Here is a 17054-nt window from a genome sequence, read left to right as displayed (position 1 = left end):
GGGTGTCTACGCAGCCGTCATGGCCGGTTTGGTTCTGACCGCCTGGGTCGTGTTCCATCTCGCGGATGTCGTAGGGTTCGCGCAAGACGGTAAATCTCCGGTCACGATGGAGAAAGCGTTTCCCAATTCCAGCAAATGCAAGCGTTGCCACGAACGCGTCTTCGAGGAGTGGGAAACGTCTCCGCTGTCAAAGTCGATACATTCTCCGGCTTTCCGGGCATCGCTCGACGCCTTTCTGGCTTCCGCTGCAGGGAAGGACAAGGCCTTGTGTTTCCGTTGCCACGCCCCGCATGTGCGGGAATTTTCCGAACAGGTGCAAGTATTCATCGATCAGGCAAAGTCCGGTGATCCCCAGATGGACGGGGTGGCATGCGCGCAATGCCATTTGATCAAACAAGTCGATCGAACGAAACAGCCGCCTGAGCCCAAGTACGACTCACCGGGAAGCAAGATTCTCTACGGTCCGTACAAAGATTTCGCTCAAAACCTGGCCCATCAGTCTATGGAACTCGGTTTATTTCATAAATCCGATCTATGTCTGAACTGCCATCAATCGGTGCCTTCCGCCGCGAATCTGGGCAAGGCGAATGATCTGCTCGGGAACTGGGATCAGAGTCAGGCCGTCAAAGCGGGAAAAGAATGCCAGTCCTGCCACATGCCCGAACAAACAGGCGAGAGTGCCAACGGGGAGAAGAAACGCACCGTGGCCAACCATACCTTTCCTGGCCGTATCGGGAAGCTTCGCCAGGAAGCCGCCAAGCTCGATGTCAAGACGAGCATCGACGGTGACAAATCCACGGTGACGGTCAAGGTCCAGAGTCTCGTGCCGCACAATCTGCCGACCACTCATCCGGCTTGGGCTAGCGTGATTCTCGATGTCGATATCAAGGGCAAGAACTTGAAAACTGTATTTTCTGACAAGCGGGTATATGGGCGGACGTATCAGGATGCCAAGGGGCAGAACACGCCATTCGATTTCGAAGCGGTCAAGGTGCTCGAGGACACTGTCTTGAGGCCCGAGGAATTGCGCATCGAAACATTCTCCTTTCCGACTCCGAAAGATACGAAGACGTTCGATGTTGACGTGACGCTGAGCTATGCTCCCGTGACCGGTCCCCCCGCCTTTCTGCAGCGGATTGAAGCAGAATCTTCAAAAGGAGCTCAAGATCCCGTCTTCCAACCCATTGAAATCGTCAAACGAACCGAAAATATTCCCATTTCTAAGTAACGTCTTCTCTTCTGAGTCTCAATTATCATTGGGTTCATCTCCCTTCCTCCACCTGCCAAGTAGCCTAGCGAGGTAGGTGCGTGTAGGCTGGGCATATGAGCATGCGACCAGTCTCTGTCATTGTCGTGGGTGCCGGCTTGGCCGGGCTGTCCGCTGCCGTGCGTCTCTCCAAGTCCGGTCTCAGGGTGACAGTTTTTGACGCGCGAGGGCGCGTGGGTGGGCGGGTGTGGACGGTTCGAGACACGTTTGCGAGCGGTCAATATGCAGAGGCCGGAGCCGAGTTTATCGATGATGCCCATACAGAGATACGTCAATTGGTGAAAGAGTTCGGTCTGACGCTCTCTCCAGTCGTGCGTCGGGGATTCTCTTTTGCTCTCTTCGAGAGATCAGGCGGCACGGCAAGGGTTCTATCTGGTGACGGGGCGTGGAAAGCGATTGCCGAAGCCGCGGCGCCACTCGTGAGAGAGTACGAGGCAGCGCAGTACCGCTGGAACTGTGTGGCTGTCAGGGACATTGCCGCATGCTCTGTCGCACAATGGTTGAACAACATTCGGGCTGATAAGACGCTCCGGGCGATCGTCCGTAGCCTCAGAGGATTCTTTCTCGCAGATCCCGAAGAGTTGTCTCTCCTCATGCTGATTGATCAACTCGCAAGCGATTCTCCCGGTCGACAAGCGATGTTCCGGATAGAGGGAGGGAATGACCGGCTGCCGCACAAGATGGCCGGGGAATTGGGCGAAGCGGTGCATCTCGATTCCGAGGTCGTCGCGGTCGAACAAGATCGCGCATCCGTTCGGGTGTCTATCCAGGATCACACAGGGCGCCGCTCTGTCGCCAGAGGCGATTATTTGGTGCTGGCTCTTCCCGCCAGCACGCTGCGAGCGATCCGCATCCGGCCCGCGTTGCCTAGAGAACAGGCGAAAGCGATCGCCAGCCTGAAGTACGGGCGAGTGACCAAAGCGCTGCTCCAATTCGACCGCCGGTTCTGGAACAGCAACGCGCGAGGGCGCGCGTATGGCACGGACAGTCCGGTCGGTGCGATCTGGGACGCAAATGAAGGATCGGCCGGTCAGCCAGGGATTCTGACCCTCATGGCGGGGGGCCGGGGAAGCGGCACGCTCCGCCGTATCCTGTCCCATCGCCGGACTCAGGGCATAAGAGCCAGGCTAGAGTGGCTGCACCCGGCCGATGCGCAATTGATGAGAAGCCGGGTGATCACCTGGGAGAACGATCCATGGGCCTGCGGCGGGTATGCCGTCTTTACGCCGGAGTTCGATCCGACCCTGCGCGAACAACTGGGCCGGCGGCATCGACGTATCCTGTTCGCGGGGGAACACATCAGCACGCGCTGGCAGGGGTACATGAATGGTGCGGTGGAAACAGGATTTCGTGCGGCGGCAGAGGTCAAACAATTGATGTCCCGCGTGTCATACCGCGGGCAATAGCGGATTATTCGGAAATGATTCTGGAGCTGGGCGACTTCATCTTGAAAATCTGCAAGGCCGCATACATACCTTTGGCCGGATGGTTCAGAATCAGGCGGGAATTTGTCACATGGGTATCGAGGAGTTCGTATTGCCCCCCGCTGTAATACAGATCGCAGTCGTCGATGTGACAGTTCTTATAGACATGGTTGTCCAGCGCCAACTTTGCCTTGCTAAAGGTCTGGCCATCCACGATGATATAGTTCGGTTCGAGTCCCATCGTTAGAGCACCGGCGCGGACTATAGCAAAATAGTCCAACCCCCGCAAACGCTCCTGTGTGACACTTTCCTTTCCGCCTGGTCTGGAGTAATCTCCGGCTCCATGAATCAGTTAAAGAAGGCCGTCCCAGCATGGATACTCGTCATGCATGGCGGCTTGGTTGTGCTCTCAGGCTGTGCGACGGGCGCATCGCCCGGTTCTGCCGGTTCAGATGGATATCCGGCGCAACGCGCGTTGGTCGGAAAGACCAAAAAGGAACTGGTGGCCTGCGCAGGAAGTCCTGCCGGTATCGATATGAACGAGGGACGACCGCGGCTGGTCTATTACAAGGAAGCGTCGCAATTGGAAGAATCGTTCGCTGGGTCGAAGAGCAGCTTTGCGAAAGTGCACCACGGCTGTCGTGCGATAATCGCCTTTGATGACGATCGTGTCAGCAATGTGACGTATACGAGCGAGCCCAGCTCATACCAGGACGATGACCATTGCGAAGAGATCTTCGCTCGCTGTTTGGGTCCGTAGCTGCTCACCTTGCAGTGTCGTGCCCTCCTCTATGAATCGTGCAGCGACGCATGTCAATTTGGCTCACCTCATCTGCCTTGCCTTCGTCCTATTGGGGGTGTGGGGACATGACCGTGAGGCCTTCGCGCTTGAGAAGTACGGCAGGCCGCTGCCGGAATTCGAGAAGACGAGCGATGAGCGTACGGAAAATGCCATTGATGAATCATTGATCGGCGGCTATTTTCTCACCGGCGCATTCATTTCCAATCCGTCGTTTGCCGCGCGGCCAGACAATACGGGCCGAGTGGGAATGCGCTATATGCTTCATGCGGAAACAGATCTCTACAAGAAGTATGTGACCTTCTATTCCGATCAGAACTTTTTCTCCGATCGGGACAAGGGCTGGATCATCTTGACTGAATGGGATCAGACCTATGGTCTGACAGGAACCATCGATCATTGGAGTTGGCGGGTGCAGTATGAACGGGACGCACCGCTCGACAAAAGCGGACTCATCCAGGCGTATGCCGACGGATTGGTGAACTATCGCATCCGAACCATCGAGGACTGGGCGTGGTGGCGGAAGATGTTTCCTCACAACAATCTTACGGCGTACGCCGGAGCCGGTTGGCTTTATTACAATCAGACGTACTTTGCGAGACCGGACAATACCGGACGGGCGCTTTTCCGCTACGTCGCCCACTTCGACCTGGATCTCTACAAGCAAAAGTTCGTGCTGTTCGGCGATGCCAACATGTTTACTGACCGGGACGCCTCGAACGTCGTCAGCCCGACCGAGCTGGACTGGATACTTGGCATCGCCATGCGCTGGCGAGATTTGGAACTCAGCTTCTACCGGGAGCAGGATCGCCCCCTCGACCGCCATACACTCATTCAGGAGTATTGGGCGGTCCAGCTGCGGTTCGCCTTCGACGTCCAGAAGAGCGGACGCTGAAATGGCATACGCTGCATTCATCCGGGGACGAGGTAATCTCATTCACCTGACCGCCTCTGTTAAAGCTCAGATATCACGGCGTGATCGACGGCGCTGTGCTGGATCTCGGCCTACTGGAGGACACCGGGCCAGGTCTTCATGGGATTCCAAAAGTATCTCTATACAGAATACAAACCCGGATCCAGCCGCAACCTGGACGGCCCAGCAGGCGTTTCCCCCTTGATCCTTCACCGGCATCCCTATAGAATAGCCCGGATTTTCAGGCAGTTAGCTCCGCGCCGCCACCGCACGCCCTACGGTTTCCCCCTCTCACTCATGTACTTTGGATGGGTTGAAGCCACAGAAAAGCGTGTGACATAAGACGGTTCGACTAATCACGAGGAGGATATGCCGTGAGCGACTCAGCGATTGTGACATTTGCATTGATTGCGGCGATAGCCGGCATTGTCTATGGACTTTATCTCGCCATGTGGGTGTTCAAATTGGACGCCGGCAACGCGAAGATGCAGGAGATTGCCAAGGCGATTCAAGAAGGTGCCGGAGCATACATGAACCGGCAATACAAGACGGTCGGCGTGGTGGCGGCGGTTCTTTTCGTGGCGCTCGCAGGGGCCGGGGCGGTATCGGAAAAATTCGGCATGATTACCGCGGTCGGGTTTCTTGTCGGAGCCAGTGCGTCGGCTCTGGCCGGCTACGTGGGAATGATCATCGCGGTCAGGGCCAACGTGCGTACGGCTCAAGCGGCGCATGGTGGAATGAATGCCGCCTTGACCGTGGCTTTTCGTGGTGGCGCCGTCACCGGCCTGCTTCTGATCGGCCTGGGATTATTGGCCATTACGGGGTTCTACACGATCGCGCAGTCCATCTCAGGACAGGAGAAAGCCATCCACGCATTGTTGAGCCTTGGATTCGGAGGCAGTCTCATCTCCGTATTTGCACGAGTCGGCGGGGGAATCTATACGAAGGCGGCGGACGTCGGGGCCGACCTCGTCGGCAAAGTCGAAGCCGGAATTCCTGAGGACGATCCTCGCAATCCGGCCGTCATTGCGGACAACGTTGGTGACAACGTCGGCGATTGTGCCGGGATGGCCGCTGATCTGTTCGAAACGTATGCGGTGACGACGGTGGCGGCCATGGTGCTGGCCTATACCATGTTCAAGGGGCAAAGCGCGCCAATTCTTTATCCCCTGGCCCTCGGTGGCGTCACGATTTTTGCCACCATCATCGGAATCCTGTTTGTGAAAGTCAGTCCTGGCGGGGAAATTATGCCGGCCTTGTACAAGGGCCTATTCGTCGCAGGTGGCATCGCTGCCGTGGCCTTTTATCCGATTACCTCACAAATTATGGACGGCGTCGGAGGTGTCAATGGGATGAGTTACTACGTCGCGGCGCTCATCGGACTCATCGTGACCCTGGCGCTCGTGTTCATCACCGATTACTACACGTCCAAGAGTTTCGCTCCGGTCAAGGACATCGCAAAGGCCAGTGAAACAGGGCATGCGACGAATGTGATTGCGGGTCTGGCCGTGGGCATGCAATCAACGGCTGCACCGGTATTGGTGATTGCGGCGGCCATCCTCGGGAGCTTCTGGATTTGCGGTGGGGCGGCTTCGGGAGGGTTATACGGAGTGGCCGTGGCGGCTGTGTCGATGTTGTCGATGGCTGGAATCGTCGTGGCGATCGACGCGTTCGGTCCGATCACCGACAACGCCGGGGGGATTGCCGAGATGTCTCATTTGGGGAAAGAAGTCCGAGACATTACCGATCCGCTAGATGCTGTCGGGAACACGACGAAGGCGGTGACCAAGGGCTATGCGATCGGATCGGCCGGCCTTGCGGCGGTTGTCCTGTTTGCCGAGTATTCACGTGAAGTGGCCGCGCATAACCCTGCGCTGGCGGCATTCGATTTGTCTGATCCCAAAGTCCTCGTCGGATTGTTTCTGGGCGGCATGCTCCCATTTCTCTTCGGCGCGCTGTGCCTCAAAGCGGTGGGTGAAGCCGGCGGTCTGATCGTGGAGGAGGTCCGCAGGCAGTTCCGTACGATCAAAGGCATCATGGAGGGGACTGGCAAACCTGAATACGGCACCTGCGTCGACATCGTGACGCAGGCGGCCATTCAAAAAATGATGATCCCAGGTCTGATCCCGGTCATCTCGCCAATCATAGTCGGGATAATCCTCGGCCCTCAGGCACTCGGCGGAATGCTGGTGGGCAGTATCGTCACGGGCTTGTTCGTGGCCATTTCGATGACCAGCGGCGGGGGGGCCTGGGATAACGCCAAGAAATATATCGAAGAGCAGGGAAAGAAGGGAACCGATACGCATAAGGCGGCAGTGACAGGAGACACGGTTGGAGATCCGTATAAGGATACTGCGGGGCCGGCCGTCAATCCCATGATCAAAGTCATCAATATCGTGGCGTTGTTGATTGTGTCGCTGATTGTGTAGTCGCCGCGCAGAATGCAAATCGTCGCTCAACTTGACGGCTTTCACAACCCTGGAGTAAGGTGAATCGACGGTATCACGCTGCCGGCCAACCCACGAGAGTGTCCCAGTTGTACGGGAGGTGCTCGAATGGAAAAACAGGAGCGCAAGCAAGAACCCAGACGAGAGCCGCAAGGGAAGGACGAGGTCAAGGCCAACCCCAAAGTGGTCGAGACCGGAAAGAAACTAAAAGAAGATATCGATAAGCTCGTCGACGAAATTGACGACGTTCTGGAGCAGAATGCCGAAGAATTTGTAAAGAACTATGTTCAAAAGGGAGGAGAATGACCGCGTGTCGTTCTCCTCACCTGCCCGCCCGCTGACTCGCACCGCACTCGTTCACTGTTTCCAGCCGACTTGATGAACCGAGTTTGACAAAGGGATGTATCCCTTATACTATCCCTTTAATCTCAGTCAGTTACATCACACATAGGCTCAGACTCGATTCCGGGGTATGATGAAATCTAGGCTCTGGGTCTTCCGTGATATTGATCTCACCCATCGCGCCAACCTTGCTCAAGGACTGTCGATTTCGACCGTCACGGCATCGTTATTAGTGGCGCGTGGAGTCACCACGTTGGCCCAGGCCTCTTCGTGGATGTCGCACTGCCTGTCGCACGATCCATTTCTGATCCCCGACATGGGAAGGGCCATTGAAAGGCTCCATCAAGCGGTGCGGTCGTACGAATCCATTTGTTTCTATGGAGATTACGATGTCGACGGTATGTCCGCTACGAGCCTCTACCTCTCATTCTTTCGCTCGCTTGGCGCGCAGGTGCGGGCGTATGTCCCGCATCGGCAGCGGGAAGGCTATGGGCTCAATGTGCATGCCATCGAACAATTGCATGCCGGGGGCGTTACGCTTCTTGTGACATCCGATTGCGGAACGACTTCGCATCGTGAAATCGCGCGAGCGGCCAGTCTTGGAATGGACGTGATCGTGACCGATCATCATCAGACGGAAGACATGATGCCCTCCGCAGTAGCGATCATGAATCCGCATCGGTCCGATGCGCAGTACCCGTTCAAAGGTCTCTGCTCTGCGGGATTGGCCTATAAAGTTGCGCAAGCCTATGTCATGCGGTACGGGGAAGCGGGAATTCCCCTTGAGTCCCTGTTGGATCTGGTCGCGCTGGCAACGATTGCGGATGTCGTGCCGCTGCATGACGAAAATCGCGGGTATGTCCGCGATGGGCTGGCGCAACTCTCGCGAGGGGCCCGATGCGGCATTCGCGCACTCAAGCAGGTGGCAGGGGTGGTGCGCGACTGCACAGCCGAGACGATCGCATTCAAGCTTGCTCCTCGATTGAACGCCGCAGGCCGCTTGGATCATGCGATGTTGGGGATACAGCTGTTGACGACGGAGTCGGCAGCGGAGGCGCAGGAACTTGCGGAGCGGCTGGAACGATTGAACCGGGAGCGGCAGAAAATCGAGGCGGGCATGATGGCAGAAGCGGTCGAACTGGCGACGCAACAGGAGGCCCCTTCCGCCCTGGTTCTGGCATCCAGACGTTGGCACGTCGGGGTGGTGGGTATCATCGCCGCCCGCTTGGTTGATCGATTCCATTGTCCGGCGATTGCCATTGCCATTGATGAAACAGGAGTTGGCAAGGGATCCGCCCGCACGACAGGAAATTTTGATCTCTACCAAGGGCTCGCGGCATGCAGAGACCTTCTGGACGCATTCGGCGGGCACCCAAGTGCAGCGGGTGTCACCATTCAGGAGTTTCGGCTCGACCAGTTTCGTGCGCGATTCGAAGATGTGGCGCGAACATGGGCAATCAACGGCAGATCGGTGCCGACCCTGCACATCGATGCGGAGCTACGGTTATCCGATGTGACGACTAAATTGATTAAAGAGATCGGCGCGTTGCACCCGTTCGGTGCAGGTAATCCGGAGCCGACTTTTGCAGTGAAAAGACTGGAGGTCATGGACGCTCGAACGGTCGGGGACAAGCATTTGAAACTGACTGTAAGGCAACAGGGCTCCGTTCCGTTCGATACCATTGGGTTCGGCATGAAGTCGCTGATGGATCGGGGGATCGCATCCCGTGTCCCGGTCGACTTGGCGTTTATCCCTGAACTGAACCATTGGAACGGATACGATAGAATTCAGCTGCGTCTTCGAGACCTACGGCCCAGTGCGGACGAGTCACACTATGATGCATGAAACGGTAACCGGCCTCGATCAATTATTGGATCGAGTCAAAAGTTATCAATCAGACGCGGATCTTGGCGCAGTTCGGAAGGCCTATGAATTTTCCGCAAAGGCGCACGAGGGACAAGTGCGTCGATCCGGGGAACCGTACCTTCAGCACCCGATTGCGGTGGCCGGCGTCTTGACCTCTCTCAAAACTGATGTCACGGCCATTGTGGCCGGTCTCCTCCACGACACATTGGAGGACACGGTCGCCACTCCAGAGGAGTTGGAAAAAGAATTCGGAAAAGATGTGGTCCACCTCGTCGACGGGGTCACCAAAATCGGGAAGATTACGTTTAGAAGCTATGAAGAAAAGCAGGCGGAAAATTTCAGGAAGATGGTGTTATCGATGGCGGACGACATTCGCGTTGTCCTCATCAAGCTCGCTGATCGACTTCATAACATGCGGACACTTGAGCATTTGAGCGCGCCCAAACGGCAGGCGATCGCCCAAGAGACCTTGGAGATTTATGCGCCGCTTGCCAATCGACTGGGAATAGGATGGATCAAGAACGAACTCGAGGATCTTTGCCTGAAGCATCTCAAGCCGGACGTCTACGAGATGATTCGTGTGCGGGTGGCAAAGCGTGATGAGGACCGGCAGCAATACATTCAGGAGGTCATTCAGCTCGTCAATCAAGCCCTCCGGGAGAGCGGTCTGACCGGGCAGGTCTATGGGAGGCCCAAACACCTGTATGGGATTTATCAAAAGATGAACAAGCAGTCCATCTCCTTTGAGGAGGTGTACGATCTCACAGCACTCAGGATCGTGACCGACACGAAAATGAACTGCTATGCCATGGTTGGCATCATTCACTCAATGTGGCGACCGGTGCCGGGACGGTTTAAGGACTACATCGCCATTCCCAAATCCAATCTGTATCAGTCGCTCCATACAACGGTGGTGGGACCCAAGGGGGAGCACGTCGAATTCCAGATCCGCACCGATGAGATGCACCGGGTTGCCGAATACGGCATTGCGGCCCATTGGAAATACAAAGAGCAGGGACGGGTGGCCGACCGTGACAGCAAGGCGTTTGGATGGCTGCATCAATTCGTCGAATGGCAGCAGGACCTCACCGACAATCGCCAGTTCATGGACTCTGTGCGGTTGGATCTGTTTCACGACGTCGTATATGTCTTCACTCCGAAAGGGATCGTCAAGGAGTTACCCAAGGGATCGACGCCGGTCGATTTTGCATTCGCCATTCATACCGAGGTTGGGGACCATTGTGTCGGAGCCAAGGTCAACGGCAAGATCGTCCCATTGAAGCATCAATTGTCGAGCGGAGACACTGTCGAAATTCTTACCTCGACGACCCAAACGCCCCACAAGGACTGGTTAAAGTTCGTTCGAACCTCCCGGGCGAAAACGAAGATCAAACATTGGATCAAGGACGAGGAGCAGAAGCGAAGCATCGAAATCGGCCGCCGTCTCCTAGAATCTGAATTCCGGAAGCATGGAATGGCACCCGCGCAGATGCTGAAGTCTGCAGATCTACTCGATGTGGCTCAGCGGTCAGGGTTCGACACCACGGACGATCTGGCTGCGGCAGTCGGGTTCGGCCATGTGCCCACCTCGCAAGTCATCGGCAAACTTGTCTCCCCACCGGTAGTGACGGAATCGCCAGTTCAAGAAAAACCTGTTGCTGCTAAATCTGGATCGTCCAGGACGGACGAGAAGGGCGTCAAGGTCAAAGGCGCCCGTGATTTGCTCATGCAATTGTCTCGGTGCTGCAATCCCGTTCCAGGGGACCGTATCCTGGGATATATCACGCGCGGCAGAGGACTCACGATTCACTCGGTTGAATGCCCCAACCTCGAAGCGCTTGACTACGATCGTGAGCGATTGGTTGAGGTGGAGTGGGATTCCTCAACGCCCAGCACGCATGCGGTGAAAGTGTCGGTCATGGCAGTCGACAAGACGGGGGTGCTGGCCAACGTGTCTTCGGCCATTGCGGAGTGTCATGCCAACATCAGCCGGGCAGAAATCGCAACCCGTGAAGACCGGAAGGCCGTTCTCGATTTCATCGTGGAAATTTCAGGAACGCAGCATTTGGATCAGGTCATGAAAGCGATTGAACGAGTGGACGGGGTCATTACCGCCAGACGGGTAAGAGCCTGGCAAGAGAAATCCTGAACACCTCGGGGTCTACGGAACTCGAAACTTTAGTCTCGATCCCCGTTCGAGTTTGAGACGGTCAGCCTCGCCTCCGCCGAGTTCCAAAACATACAGGGCCGGATCATTGGGCTGATACTGGGGGCAGCTATCATCTGTCCTCGTGCAGACAGGCACGTTGTGCGCAATGTGGATGATCTGCTTCTGATCATTCATCCAAATGATGTCGAGTGGAATTTTCGTGTTCTTCATCCAGAAGGTCCACGGCTGTGCTTGGCCGAATGTGAATAGCATGCCCCTATCTTTGGCTAGACGTTCCCGATACATGAGGCCCTCCGCCCGCTTTTTGGGAGTATCTGCGATTTCTGCCTCAATCACGCTGCCCCCAGGTAACTGAATCTGAACGAGAGTGTCCCCGGCCGGCGCCATGTCGGGCAACCATATCGCGATGAGAAACAGCGACCAGAAGAGGTTCGAGGATGAACTGATATTCACGCGGGCATCCTATCGAGTGCATGGAAACCAGTCAATACACGGCCATCTGTGCCTTGAAATCCCCTCATCGCCTGTGCCATTCTCGATGTAGAAGGAGTATCACTGTCATGAAGGAAAAGCGCCGAGTCCTGTATAAGAAGGGCGTATTCGTATGTCCGAAGTGTCGTCAGTCCTATGTCCAAGAAAAATGGATAGAAGAATGGCGTATCCGCTGTCACCGCTGCGATTATCGGGGTACGTTGACTGAGGTGTCTGTGGAAGAACATATGGACGAGGAAACGATTCGCCACTGACTGCTCTCCCGCTGTAGAGTTCCCTTGCCGAACGTCGCACCCATGCGTCATCCGAATCTGATCCTGGTCACGGTCCTGGTTACCTTCTCATGCATGTTCTTCCCGTTCTCATCGTCAGCCGACGAGGCAGGGAGCCCGTATCTCACGGTTCTGATCGCGTATCATTCCCTTTCTGGACATACGGAACGCATGGCAGAAGCCGTAGCAGAGGGTGTGCGAAGCCTGCCCACAGCACGTGCCGTTCTCAAGCGGGTCGGCCAAGTAACGGCGGATGATTTGTTTTCGTCCGACGCACTGGTTGTCGGTTCACCGGTATACTGGTCGAATATGTCAGGAGAGGTCAAAGCGTTCTTTGACAATTGGCAGTTCAAATTCGGTGTGTTCCCTGATTTCAAGATGAAAGACAAAGTCGGTGCTGCGTTTGCCACTGGAGGGCAGTCGGCCGGCGGGAAGGAAATTACGATGTTGACCATCCTTGCCGCGATGCTAGGCAATCAAATGATCGTGGTCAGCGGAGGCGGAGCATTTGGTGCATCGGCTGTCACGGAAGGCGACAGTCCCGGTATTGATGCCAAAGAATTAGCTGAGGCAAGAGCACTTGGAAGACGGGTGGCGGAGGTAACCGCAACGGTAAAATGCGTTCCTTCCAAATAGTGGGTTTAACCACTTTACAGATTGACTCCACACATTAGCTAGAGTGCCACAGGATTCTTCAGAGGTCGTTGGGGTGTTGCTATGAGAGATTTTTGAAAACTACGAGCGGACGGCGTCTGAGGCGGGCAAACTGTGTTCGCTGGCCGCGAGTTCCACGAACTGACGTATATTCTTTGAACAGCGGCCGCAGCAACCGGAATCTTTTAATCCGAACTTCGCCTTAAGCTGACAGGGCATCACCAATCCAGCCCGTCCCGCTTCCCGGACATCCGAATCTGTAATTCCTTTGCAGAGACAGAGGTACATTGCATAGCCTCTTCGTTATGGCCGATTATGAGAAGCATTCTCACTATGCCACCTGTCCGGCATTCTGTCAAGTATCAAAAATATGCTGCTTCTGCCGGCTATGGAGAGGCAATTATTGAGAGTTACGACATCGTTTTCTCAAGCTGCGAGACCATTTCGTGAATGGTATCGAATCCCGACTGCCAAAATTCCGCCGAAGCCATGTCGACGCCGACCTTTTGTAGAATGTTTTGGGGTGACTCCGAGCCACCGGCGGCGAGGAGTTCGAGATATTGGGGGACGAAAGACGGCCCTTCTTGCTGATATTTTCGGTACAGCGCCAGCACGAGAAGATTGCCGAAGCTATAGGCGTAGCAGTAGAAGGGGCTTGCGAACAGGTGTGGGATGGTGAGCCATTCCCATCTAAATTCGTCTGGAACGGGGACAGCTTTTCCGAATTGCTGCCGCAATTCCTGTAAATAGGATGCCGCGAGTTCATCGCCCGTTGCGCCGTCCGCAATCATGCGGTGGGCGTGCTGCTCGAAGCGAACGAAGTATGCCTGCCGCATAATGGTGGCATACATATCGTCGAGTTGGTTCACGAGTAATGCCTGCCGAACTTTGTTGTTGGACTCTTGCTGCATCAGCCTGTCCGAAAGAATGCGTTCTCCAAACACCGAGGCGGTTTCTGCCAGCGGCAGCGTCGAATGAAACGTAAACGCAGAATGGTGTGCCGCGAGCATCCCGTGGACGGCATGACCCAATTCGTGGGCCATAGTCGCTATATCACGAGCATCGCCCGTGAAGTTCAGCAGGACGTAGGGAGTGAGGCCTGGAACGACGCTGTAGCAATAGGCGCCGCCGATCTTGCCGGGCCTCGTGGGAGCGTCGATGTGGCGTTCCGCAAATACTCGTTCAGCGAGGTCTCCCAGTTGCGGAGAGAAATCACGATAGGCGGCCAGGACCATTTCCACCGCATCCGTATAGGCGAAGCTTTTGGTCTCGGATCTATGCGGGGCGTACAAGTGATACCGGTTCATCGGTTTGATGCCGCAGATCCGAGCCTTGAGCTTGAAGTATCGTTGAAAGATCTCGGCATTGTTCGCGCAGACTGACAGCAGGACGTCCACGGCTGAATCGGGAATGTCGTTCCCCAGGTTTCGAGCGGCAATCGCAGACGCATAATGCCGAAGGCCGATATGTTCTGACTTCCAATCGGTCACAAGGGTCTTGTAGATTTCTCCAAGCAAATCGCGATTCGCGGTGAACACCCGATACAATTCTTGATACGCAGTCTGCCGGACCGAAGCGACGGAGCCGCGCACGTATGTCATCAACGTTTCGCGGTTGACGGTCTTTTTCTTGCCTGCCGCCCTCAGCGTGAAGGAGAACCCATTCGTCACCACGTCATACAACGTGTGGACTGCGCTTCTGCCGGTGATGTTCTTGACGTTGATGATCTGTTCCTCCGACTCTGACAACGTATGAGGCTTGTATCGCCGAATTGTTTCCAGGTAGTAGCGAAAGCTCCCGGTTCCGGTCATCAATCGGTTCGCATTATGCTCATCAACTCCTTGCCACCAAAGTTCGAAAAATATGAGACGGTTGTGCAAGGCAGTCAGGCGCTCTTCGACACGCGACTTGAATGAGCGGGCGGCGGAGTCCATGGTATTTTCCGAAAACCGGAGGTATGCATAGGCGCTCAATCGCGACGACGCCAGCGTCACGGATTCGTTCAGCTTGATAAGAGAGAGAAATGCATCTTTGGACATCGTAGGAGAAAGCGTTCGCCTCGTTCCTTCAATTTGCTGGATGTGTCCCTCCAGATCAGCAAGATGTTGTTCGAGTTGTTGAACCGGATTGGCGACGAGATGGGCCAGATTCCAACGATCCGGAACGGCTGAGCGAGTTGTGCGACGTTTGACATGATGCGTGCCTGCCATAAGTATCTCCTTCACGGTGAGAAGATCGTCAGCGCCGGGATCATATCATCATCATGCATGAAGGTGAGAGATACAATGTTCGGACCTTTCCAGAAATCCGTGCGTTGACAGGCTTCATTGCGGATGTGACAATCCCCAACGAGATGCGGTGAACGGAGCATAGAATGAATGATCAAGAATTGAGCCGAGCGGTGCAATATGTCACCGCCAGTACCTCCTACGGGCGTGAGACGGTAGAATCCATCGTGAAGACGGGACTACAGGAACTCACGGAGCTTGCCCTTCAATCAAGCCGTCAGTTTGAACGGGATGCATTGTTGGAGTATGTGTCCCAATGGACGATCAGGCGGACGGGACAACCCGAACCGCTCGTGAGAGAAGTGCTCGGGTTCGCGGGCCGTTGGCTGGACGAAGTCTATCAGGAAGTGCATGCGCCTCCTCGTAGCAGCGGCGGAACCGACTCCGGAGAGGACGAAGGGGCGGAACCGGTCTAGGTGGACAGAGACTGAACCTGGACATTGTGGGACGTAGAACCGTTACCGGCTTCTCGTCAGCAATCCCGATCCGGTCTTTCCTCTCTCGAAACGTCGCCAAGCCGTGCTGCAGAGTATTCTCTAGATGGCAAGTCGATCAGGAGGCTAGGACGGAAGCGTGCTTTTCAGGTGTTCAAGGTTTTTTGTGACCATGGCATCACCGTTTGTCTTAGACACGTCAATACCGGTCGCCGTGACTTTCCCGCATTCTTCGAACTGCCCGAGCCTGTGCAGCGACTGTGCGAGAGCATAGTATGCGGCAGAATAGGTGGGTTTGACGGCAATACACTCTCGTAACGCGTTCACCGCCTCTACAAAATCTCCGTCTTCCATGTAGGCTTTCCCCAAACCGAACCACGCGACGTCATCCTTAGGATCCAACGCGAGGACCTTCTTTAGTGGTTCAATACGGACATTTGGCATCAGAATCCTCCGCAGCCATACATGCGATTTGCACGAGACCGTAACATGCGTGTCCGGCAATTGTCTATGTCGTTTCGTACATGATACGCTGCGCTGGCAGCAGCGATGCTCATCGGAGAGACGTGTGGGGCGTACGGGGTTAGTCTATCATCCTGCCTATCTAGAACACGACATGGGATCGGGTCATCCCGAATCTCCTGAACGGCTACGGGCGATTCTGCGTCAGTTGGAACAGACGGGAACTGCGTCTCGTCTTGTGCGGATCGAGGCTCGTGAGGCTGAAGATGAATGGATCACGCACGTTCATAGTCCGGACTATGTTGCCGCGCTCGCGCGACATGCGCCGACTGTCGGTCGAATTTCACTGGATCCTGACACATCCATGTCCCCGGGATCGTTGAAGGCGGCATACTGGGCTGCGGGTGGGGTATTGGCAGGGGCTGATGCCATTATGAATGGGCAATTGGATCACGTCTTTTGTGCGGTGCGCCCTCCGGGCCACCATGCGGAAGCCGGTCGCGCCATGGGCTTCTGCTTCTTCAACAATGTCGCCATTGCCGCACGCTACCTCCAAAAGAAATATTGCCTCAAACGTGTGCTCATCGTCGATTGGGATGTTCATCATGGGAACGGGACACAACACAGCTTCGAGGATGATCCATCAATATTCTTTTTCAGCACGCATCAATTTCCTCATTATCCCGGGTCAGGGCGAACGACCGAGAAAGGCACCGGCTCAGGACAGGGATACACGCTGAATGTGCCGATGGAGTCGGGCGGAGGCGATGATGAGTATCGTATGATTTTTGAAACTGTCTTGGTCCCCGTCGCCGATGAATTCAAACCGGAGTTTGTCATCATTTCAGCGGGGTTCGACGCCCATCATGAGGATCCGCTGGCCTCCATGGCTTTGACCGAATCCGGTTATGCCGCATTGACGCAGATTGTGGTCAGCATCGCCAAACGGCACTGCGGCGCTCGCATTCTTTCGTCATTGGAAGGTGGATATAATCTACGCGCGCTGGGTGCATCGGTGGACGCGCATCTGACCGCCCTTCTTGACGCGTGACTGATTGGGGTTTGGCATGCGTGCGGTCTCTCTGGCAGATACCTGTTGGGGAATTGTATTATTGTCCGAGGGACCGCGAACTGGTTCCCCTGAAGAAACACCGTATCGACGGTCACATCGGGTTGGGACAGCCGGTCGTAAAACTGTCCCGATAGAGCAGGGCCTCGATCAA

Annotated in this window: 16 protein-coding genes; 11 read left to right on the top strand and 5 right to left on the bottom strand. The window is 55.5% G+C overall.

The genetic code is table 11. From position 1 onward, the window contains the following. The first annotated feature begins 19 nt into the window (after window positions 1-19). Window positions 20-1228 carry a multiheme c-type cytochrome gene (locus W02_RS07150; RefSeq protein ID WP_173046186.1) on the top strand — a complete coding sequence of 403 codons (1209 nt, stop codon included), beginning with the start codon at window positions 20-22 and terminating at the stop codon, window positions 1226-1228. Between the two features lie 95 nt (window positions 1229-1323). Further along, a complete protein-coding gene (locus W02_RS07145; protein ID WP_173046183.1) occupies window positions 1324-2673 on the top strand; it encodes an FAD-dependent oxidoreductase in 1350 nt (449 codons plus the stop codon). A 4-nt stretch (window positions 2674-2677) separates the two neighbouring features. On the opposite strand, the gene W02_RS07140 is transcribed toward W02_RS07145, so the two are convergent. Next, window positions 2678-2932, bottom strand: a complete 255-nt coding sequence (locus W02_RS07140) for a hypothetical protein (protein ID WP_173046181.1) — start codon at window positions 2930-2932, stop codon at window positions 2678-2680. A 102-nt stretch (window positions 2933-3034) separates the two neighbouring features. Between W02_RS07140 and W02_RS07135 the strand changes: the two genes are divergently transcribed. The 6 genes from W02_RS07135 (at window position 3035) to W02_RS07110 (ending at window position 11208) form a co-directional block, all read left to right on the top strand. Next, window positions 3035-3451, top strand: coding sequence for a hypothetical protein (locus W02_RS07135; protein WP_173046179.1), 417 nt, complete (start codon window positions 3035-3037; stop codon window positions 3449-3451). Between the two features lie 31 nt (window positions 3452-3482). Next, window positions 3483-4385 (top strand): hypothetical protein, encoded by a 903-nt coding sequence (locus W02_RS07130; RefSeq protein ID WP_173046178.1) that lies wholly within the window; start codon window positions 3483-3485, stop codon window positions 4383-4385. A gap of 392 nt (window positions 4386-4777) precedes the next feature. After that, window positions 4778-6832 (top strand): sodium-translocating pyrophosphatase, encoded by a 2055-nt coding sequence (locus W02_RS07125; RefSeq protein WP_173046176.1) that lies wholly within the window; start codon window positions 4778-4780, stop codon window positions 6830-6832. Between the two features lie 126 nt (window positions 6833-6958). Continuing rightward, entirely contained in the window at window positions 6959-7156 is a 198-nt protein-coding gene (locus W02_RS07120; RefSeq protein WP_173046174.1) for a ubiquitin-like protein Pup, read from the top strand. 166 nt (window positions 7157-7322) lie between these two features. Next, window positions 7323-9038, top strand: coding sequence for a single-stranded-DNA-specific exonuclease RecJ (recJ, locus tag W02_RS07115; protein WP_232068671.1), 1716 nt, complete (start codon window positions 7323-7325; stop codon window positions 9036-9038). Continuing rightward, on the top strand, window positions 9028-11208 hold the full coding sequence (locus W02_RS07110; protein ID WP_173046172.1) for a bifunctional (p)ppGpp synthetase/guanosine-3',5'-bis(diphosphate) 3'-pyrophosphohydrolase: 2181 nt from the start codon (window positions 9028-9030) through the stop codon (window positions 11206-11208). Before recJ ends, W02_RS07110 begins: the two co-directional genes overlap by 11 nt. 12 nt (window positions 11209-11220) lie before the next feature. Here W02_RS07110 and W02_RS07105 read toward each other — a convergent pair whose 3' ends face one another. Beyond that, window positions 11221-11682 carry a DUF192 domain-containing protein gene (locus W02_RS07105; protein WP_173046169.1) on the bottom strand — a complete coding sequence of 154 codons (462 nt, stop codon included), beginning with the start codon at window positions 11680-11682 and terminating at the stop codon, window positions 11221-11223. A gap of 335 nt (window positions 11683-12017) precedes the next feature. On the opposite strand from W02_RS07105, the gene W02_RS07100 reads away from it, so the two are divergent. After that, window positions 12018-12629 (top strand): flavodoxin family protein, encoded by a 612-nt coding sequence (locus W02_RS07100; RefSeq protein ID WP_173046167.1) that lies wholly within the window; start codon window positions 12018-12020, stop codon window positions 12627-12629. Window positions 12630-12728: 99 nt separating this feature from the next. On the opposite strand, the gene W02_RS22050 is transcribed toward W02_RS07100, so the two are convergent. Then, window positions 12729-12935, bottom strand: a complete 207-nt coding sequence (locus W02_RS22050) for a bacterioferritin-associated ferredoxin (protein ID WP_173046165.1) — start codon at window positions 12933-12935, stop codon at window positions 12729-12731. A 122-nt stretch (window positions 12936-13057) separates the two neighbouring features. Further along, entirely contained in the window at window positions 13058-14857 is a 1800-nt protein-coding gene (locus W02_RS07090; protein ID WP_173046157.1) for a M3 family oligoendopeptidase, read from the bottom strand. 164 nt (window positions 14858-15021) lie between these two features. On the opposite strand from W02_RS07090, the gene W02_RS07085 reads away from it, so the two are divergent. Beyond that, entirely contained in the window at window positions 15022-15351 is a 330-nt protein-coding gene (locus W02_RS07085) for a hypothetical protein (protein ID WP_173046155.1), read from the top strand. Window positions 15352-15495: 144 nt separating this feature from the next. Here the strand turns inward: W02_RS07085 and W02_RS07080 are convergent, their stop codons facing one another. Continuing rightward, window positions 15496-15813, bottom strand: a complete 318-nt coding sequence (locus tag W02_RS07080; protein ID WP_173046153.1) for a tetratricopeptide repeat protein — start codon at window positions 15811-15813, stop codon at window positions 15496-15498. Window positions 15814-15937: 124 nt separating this feature from the next. On the opposite strand from W02_RS07080, the gene W02_RS07075 reads away from it, so the two are divergent. Continuing rightward, window positions 15938-16882 (top strand): histone deacetylase, encoded by a 945-nt coding sequence (locus tag W02_RS07075; protein ID WP_173046151.1) that lies wholly within the window; start codon window positions 15938-15940, stop codon window positions 16880-16882. Window positions 16883-17054 lie beyond the last annotated feature (172 nt).

This window comes from Nitrospira sp. KM1 (assembly GCF_011405515.1).
Classification (GTDB): Bacteria; Nitrospirota; Nitrospiria; order Nitrospirales; family Nitrospiraceae; genus Nitrospira_C.
The sequence above is the reverse complement of the archived record's forward strand: the minus strand, read 5'-3'. Positions and strand labels throughout refer to the sequence as shown.

Coding starts and splice junctions, on each gene's coding strand:
- W02_RS07150 (WP_173046186.1), top strand. CDS start 20: ATGGCCGGTTTGGTTCTGACCGCCTGGGTCGTGTTCCATCTCGCGGAT.
- W02_RS07145 (WP_173046183.1), top strand. CDS start 1,324: ATGAGCATGCGACCAGTCTCTGTCATTGTCGTGGGTGCCGGCTTGGCC.
- W02_RS07140 (WP_173046181.1), bottom strand. CDS start 2,932: ATGGGACTCGAACCGAACTATATCATCGTGGATGGCCAGACCTTTAGC.
- W02_RS07135 (WP_173046179.1), top strand. CDS start 3,035: ATGAATCAGTTAAAGAAGGCCGTCCCAGCATGGATACTCGTCATGCAT.
- W02_RS07130 (WP_173046178.1), top strand. CDS start 3,483: ATGAATCGTGCAGCGACGCATGTCAATTTGGCTCACCTCATCTGCCTT.
- W02_RS07120 (WP_173046174.1), top strand. CDS start 6,959: ATGGAAAAACAGGAGCGCAAGCAAGAACCCAGACGAGAGCCGCAAGGG.
- recJ (WP_232068671.1), top strand. CDS start 7,323: ATGATGAAATCTAGGCTCTGGGTCTTCCGTGATATTGATCTCACCCAT.
- W02_RS07110 (WP_173046172.1), top strand. CDS start 9,028: ATGATGCATGAAACGGTAACCGGCCTCGATCAATTATTGGATCGAGTC.
- W02_RS07100 (WP_173046167.1), top strand. CDS start 12,018: ATGCGTCATCCGAATCTGATCCTGGTCACGGTCCTGGTTACCTTCTCA.
- W02_RS22050 (WP_173046165.1), bottom strand. CDS start 12,935: ATGTACCTCTGTCTCTGCAAAGGAATTACAGATTCGGATGTCCGGGAA.
- W02_RS07090 (WP_173046157.1), bottom strand. CDS start 14,857: ATGGCAGGCACGCATCATGTCAAACGTCGCACAACTCGCTCAGCCGTT.
- W02_RS07085 (WP_173046155.1), top strand. CDS start 15,022: ATGAATGATCAAGAATTGAGCCGAGCGGTGCAATATGTCACCGCCAGT.
- W02_RS07080 (WP_173046153.1), bottom strand. CDS start 15,813: ATGCCAAATGTCCGTATTGAACCACTAAAGAAGGTCCTCGCGTTGGAT.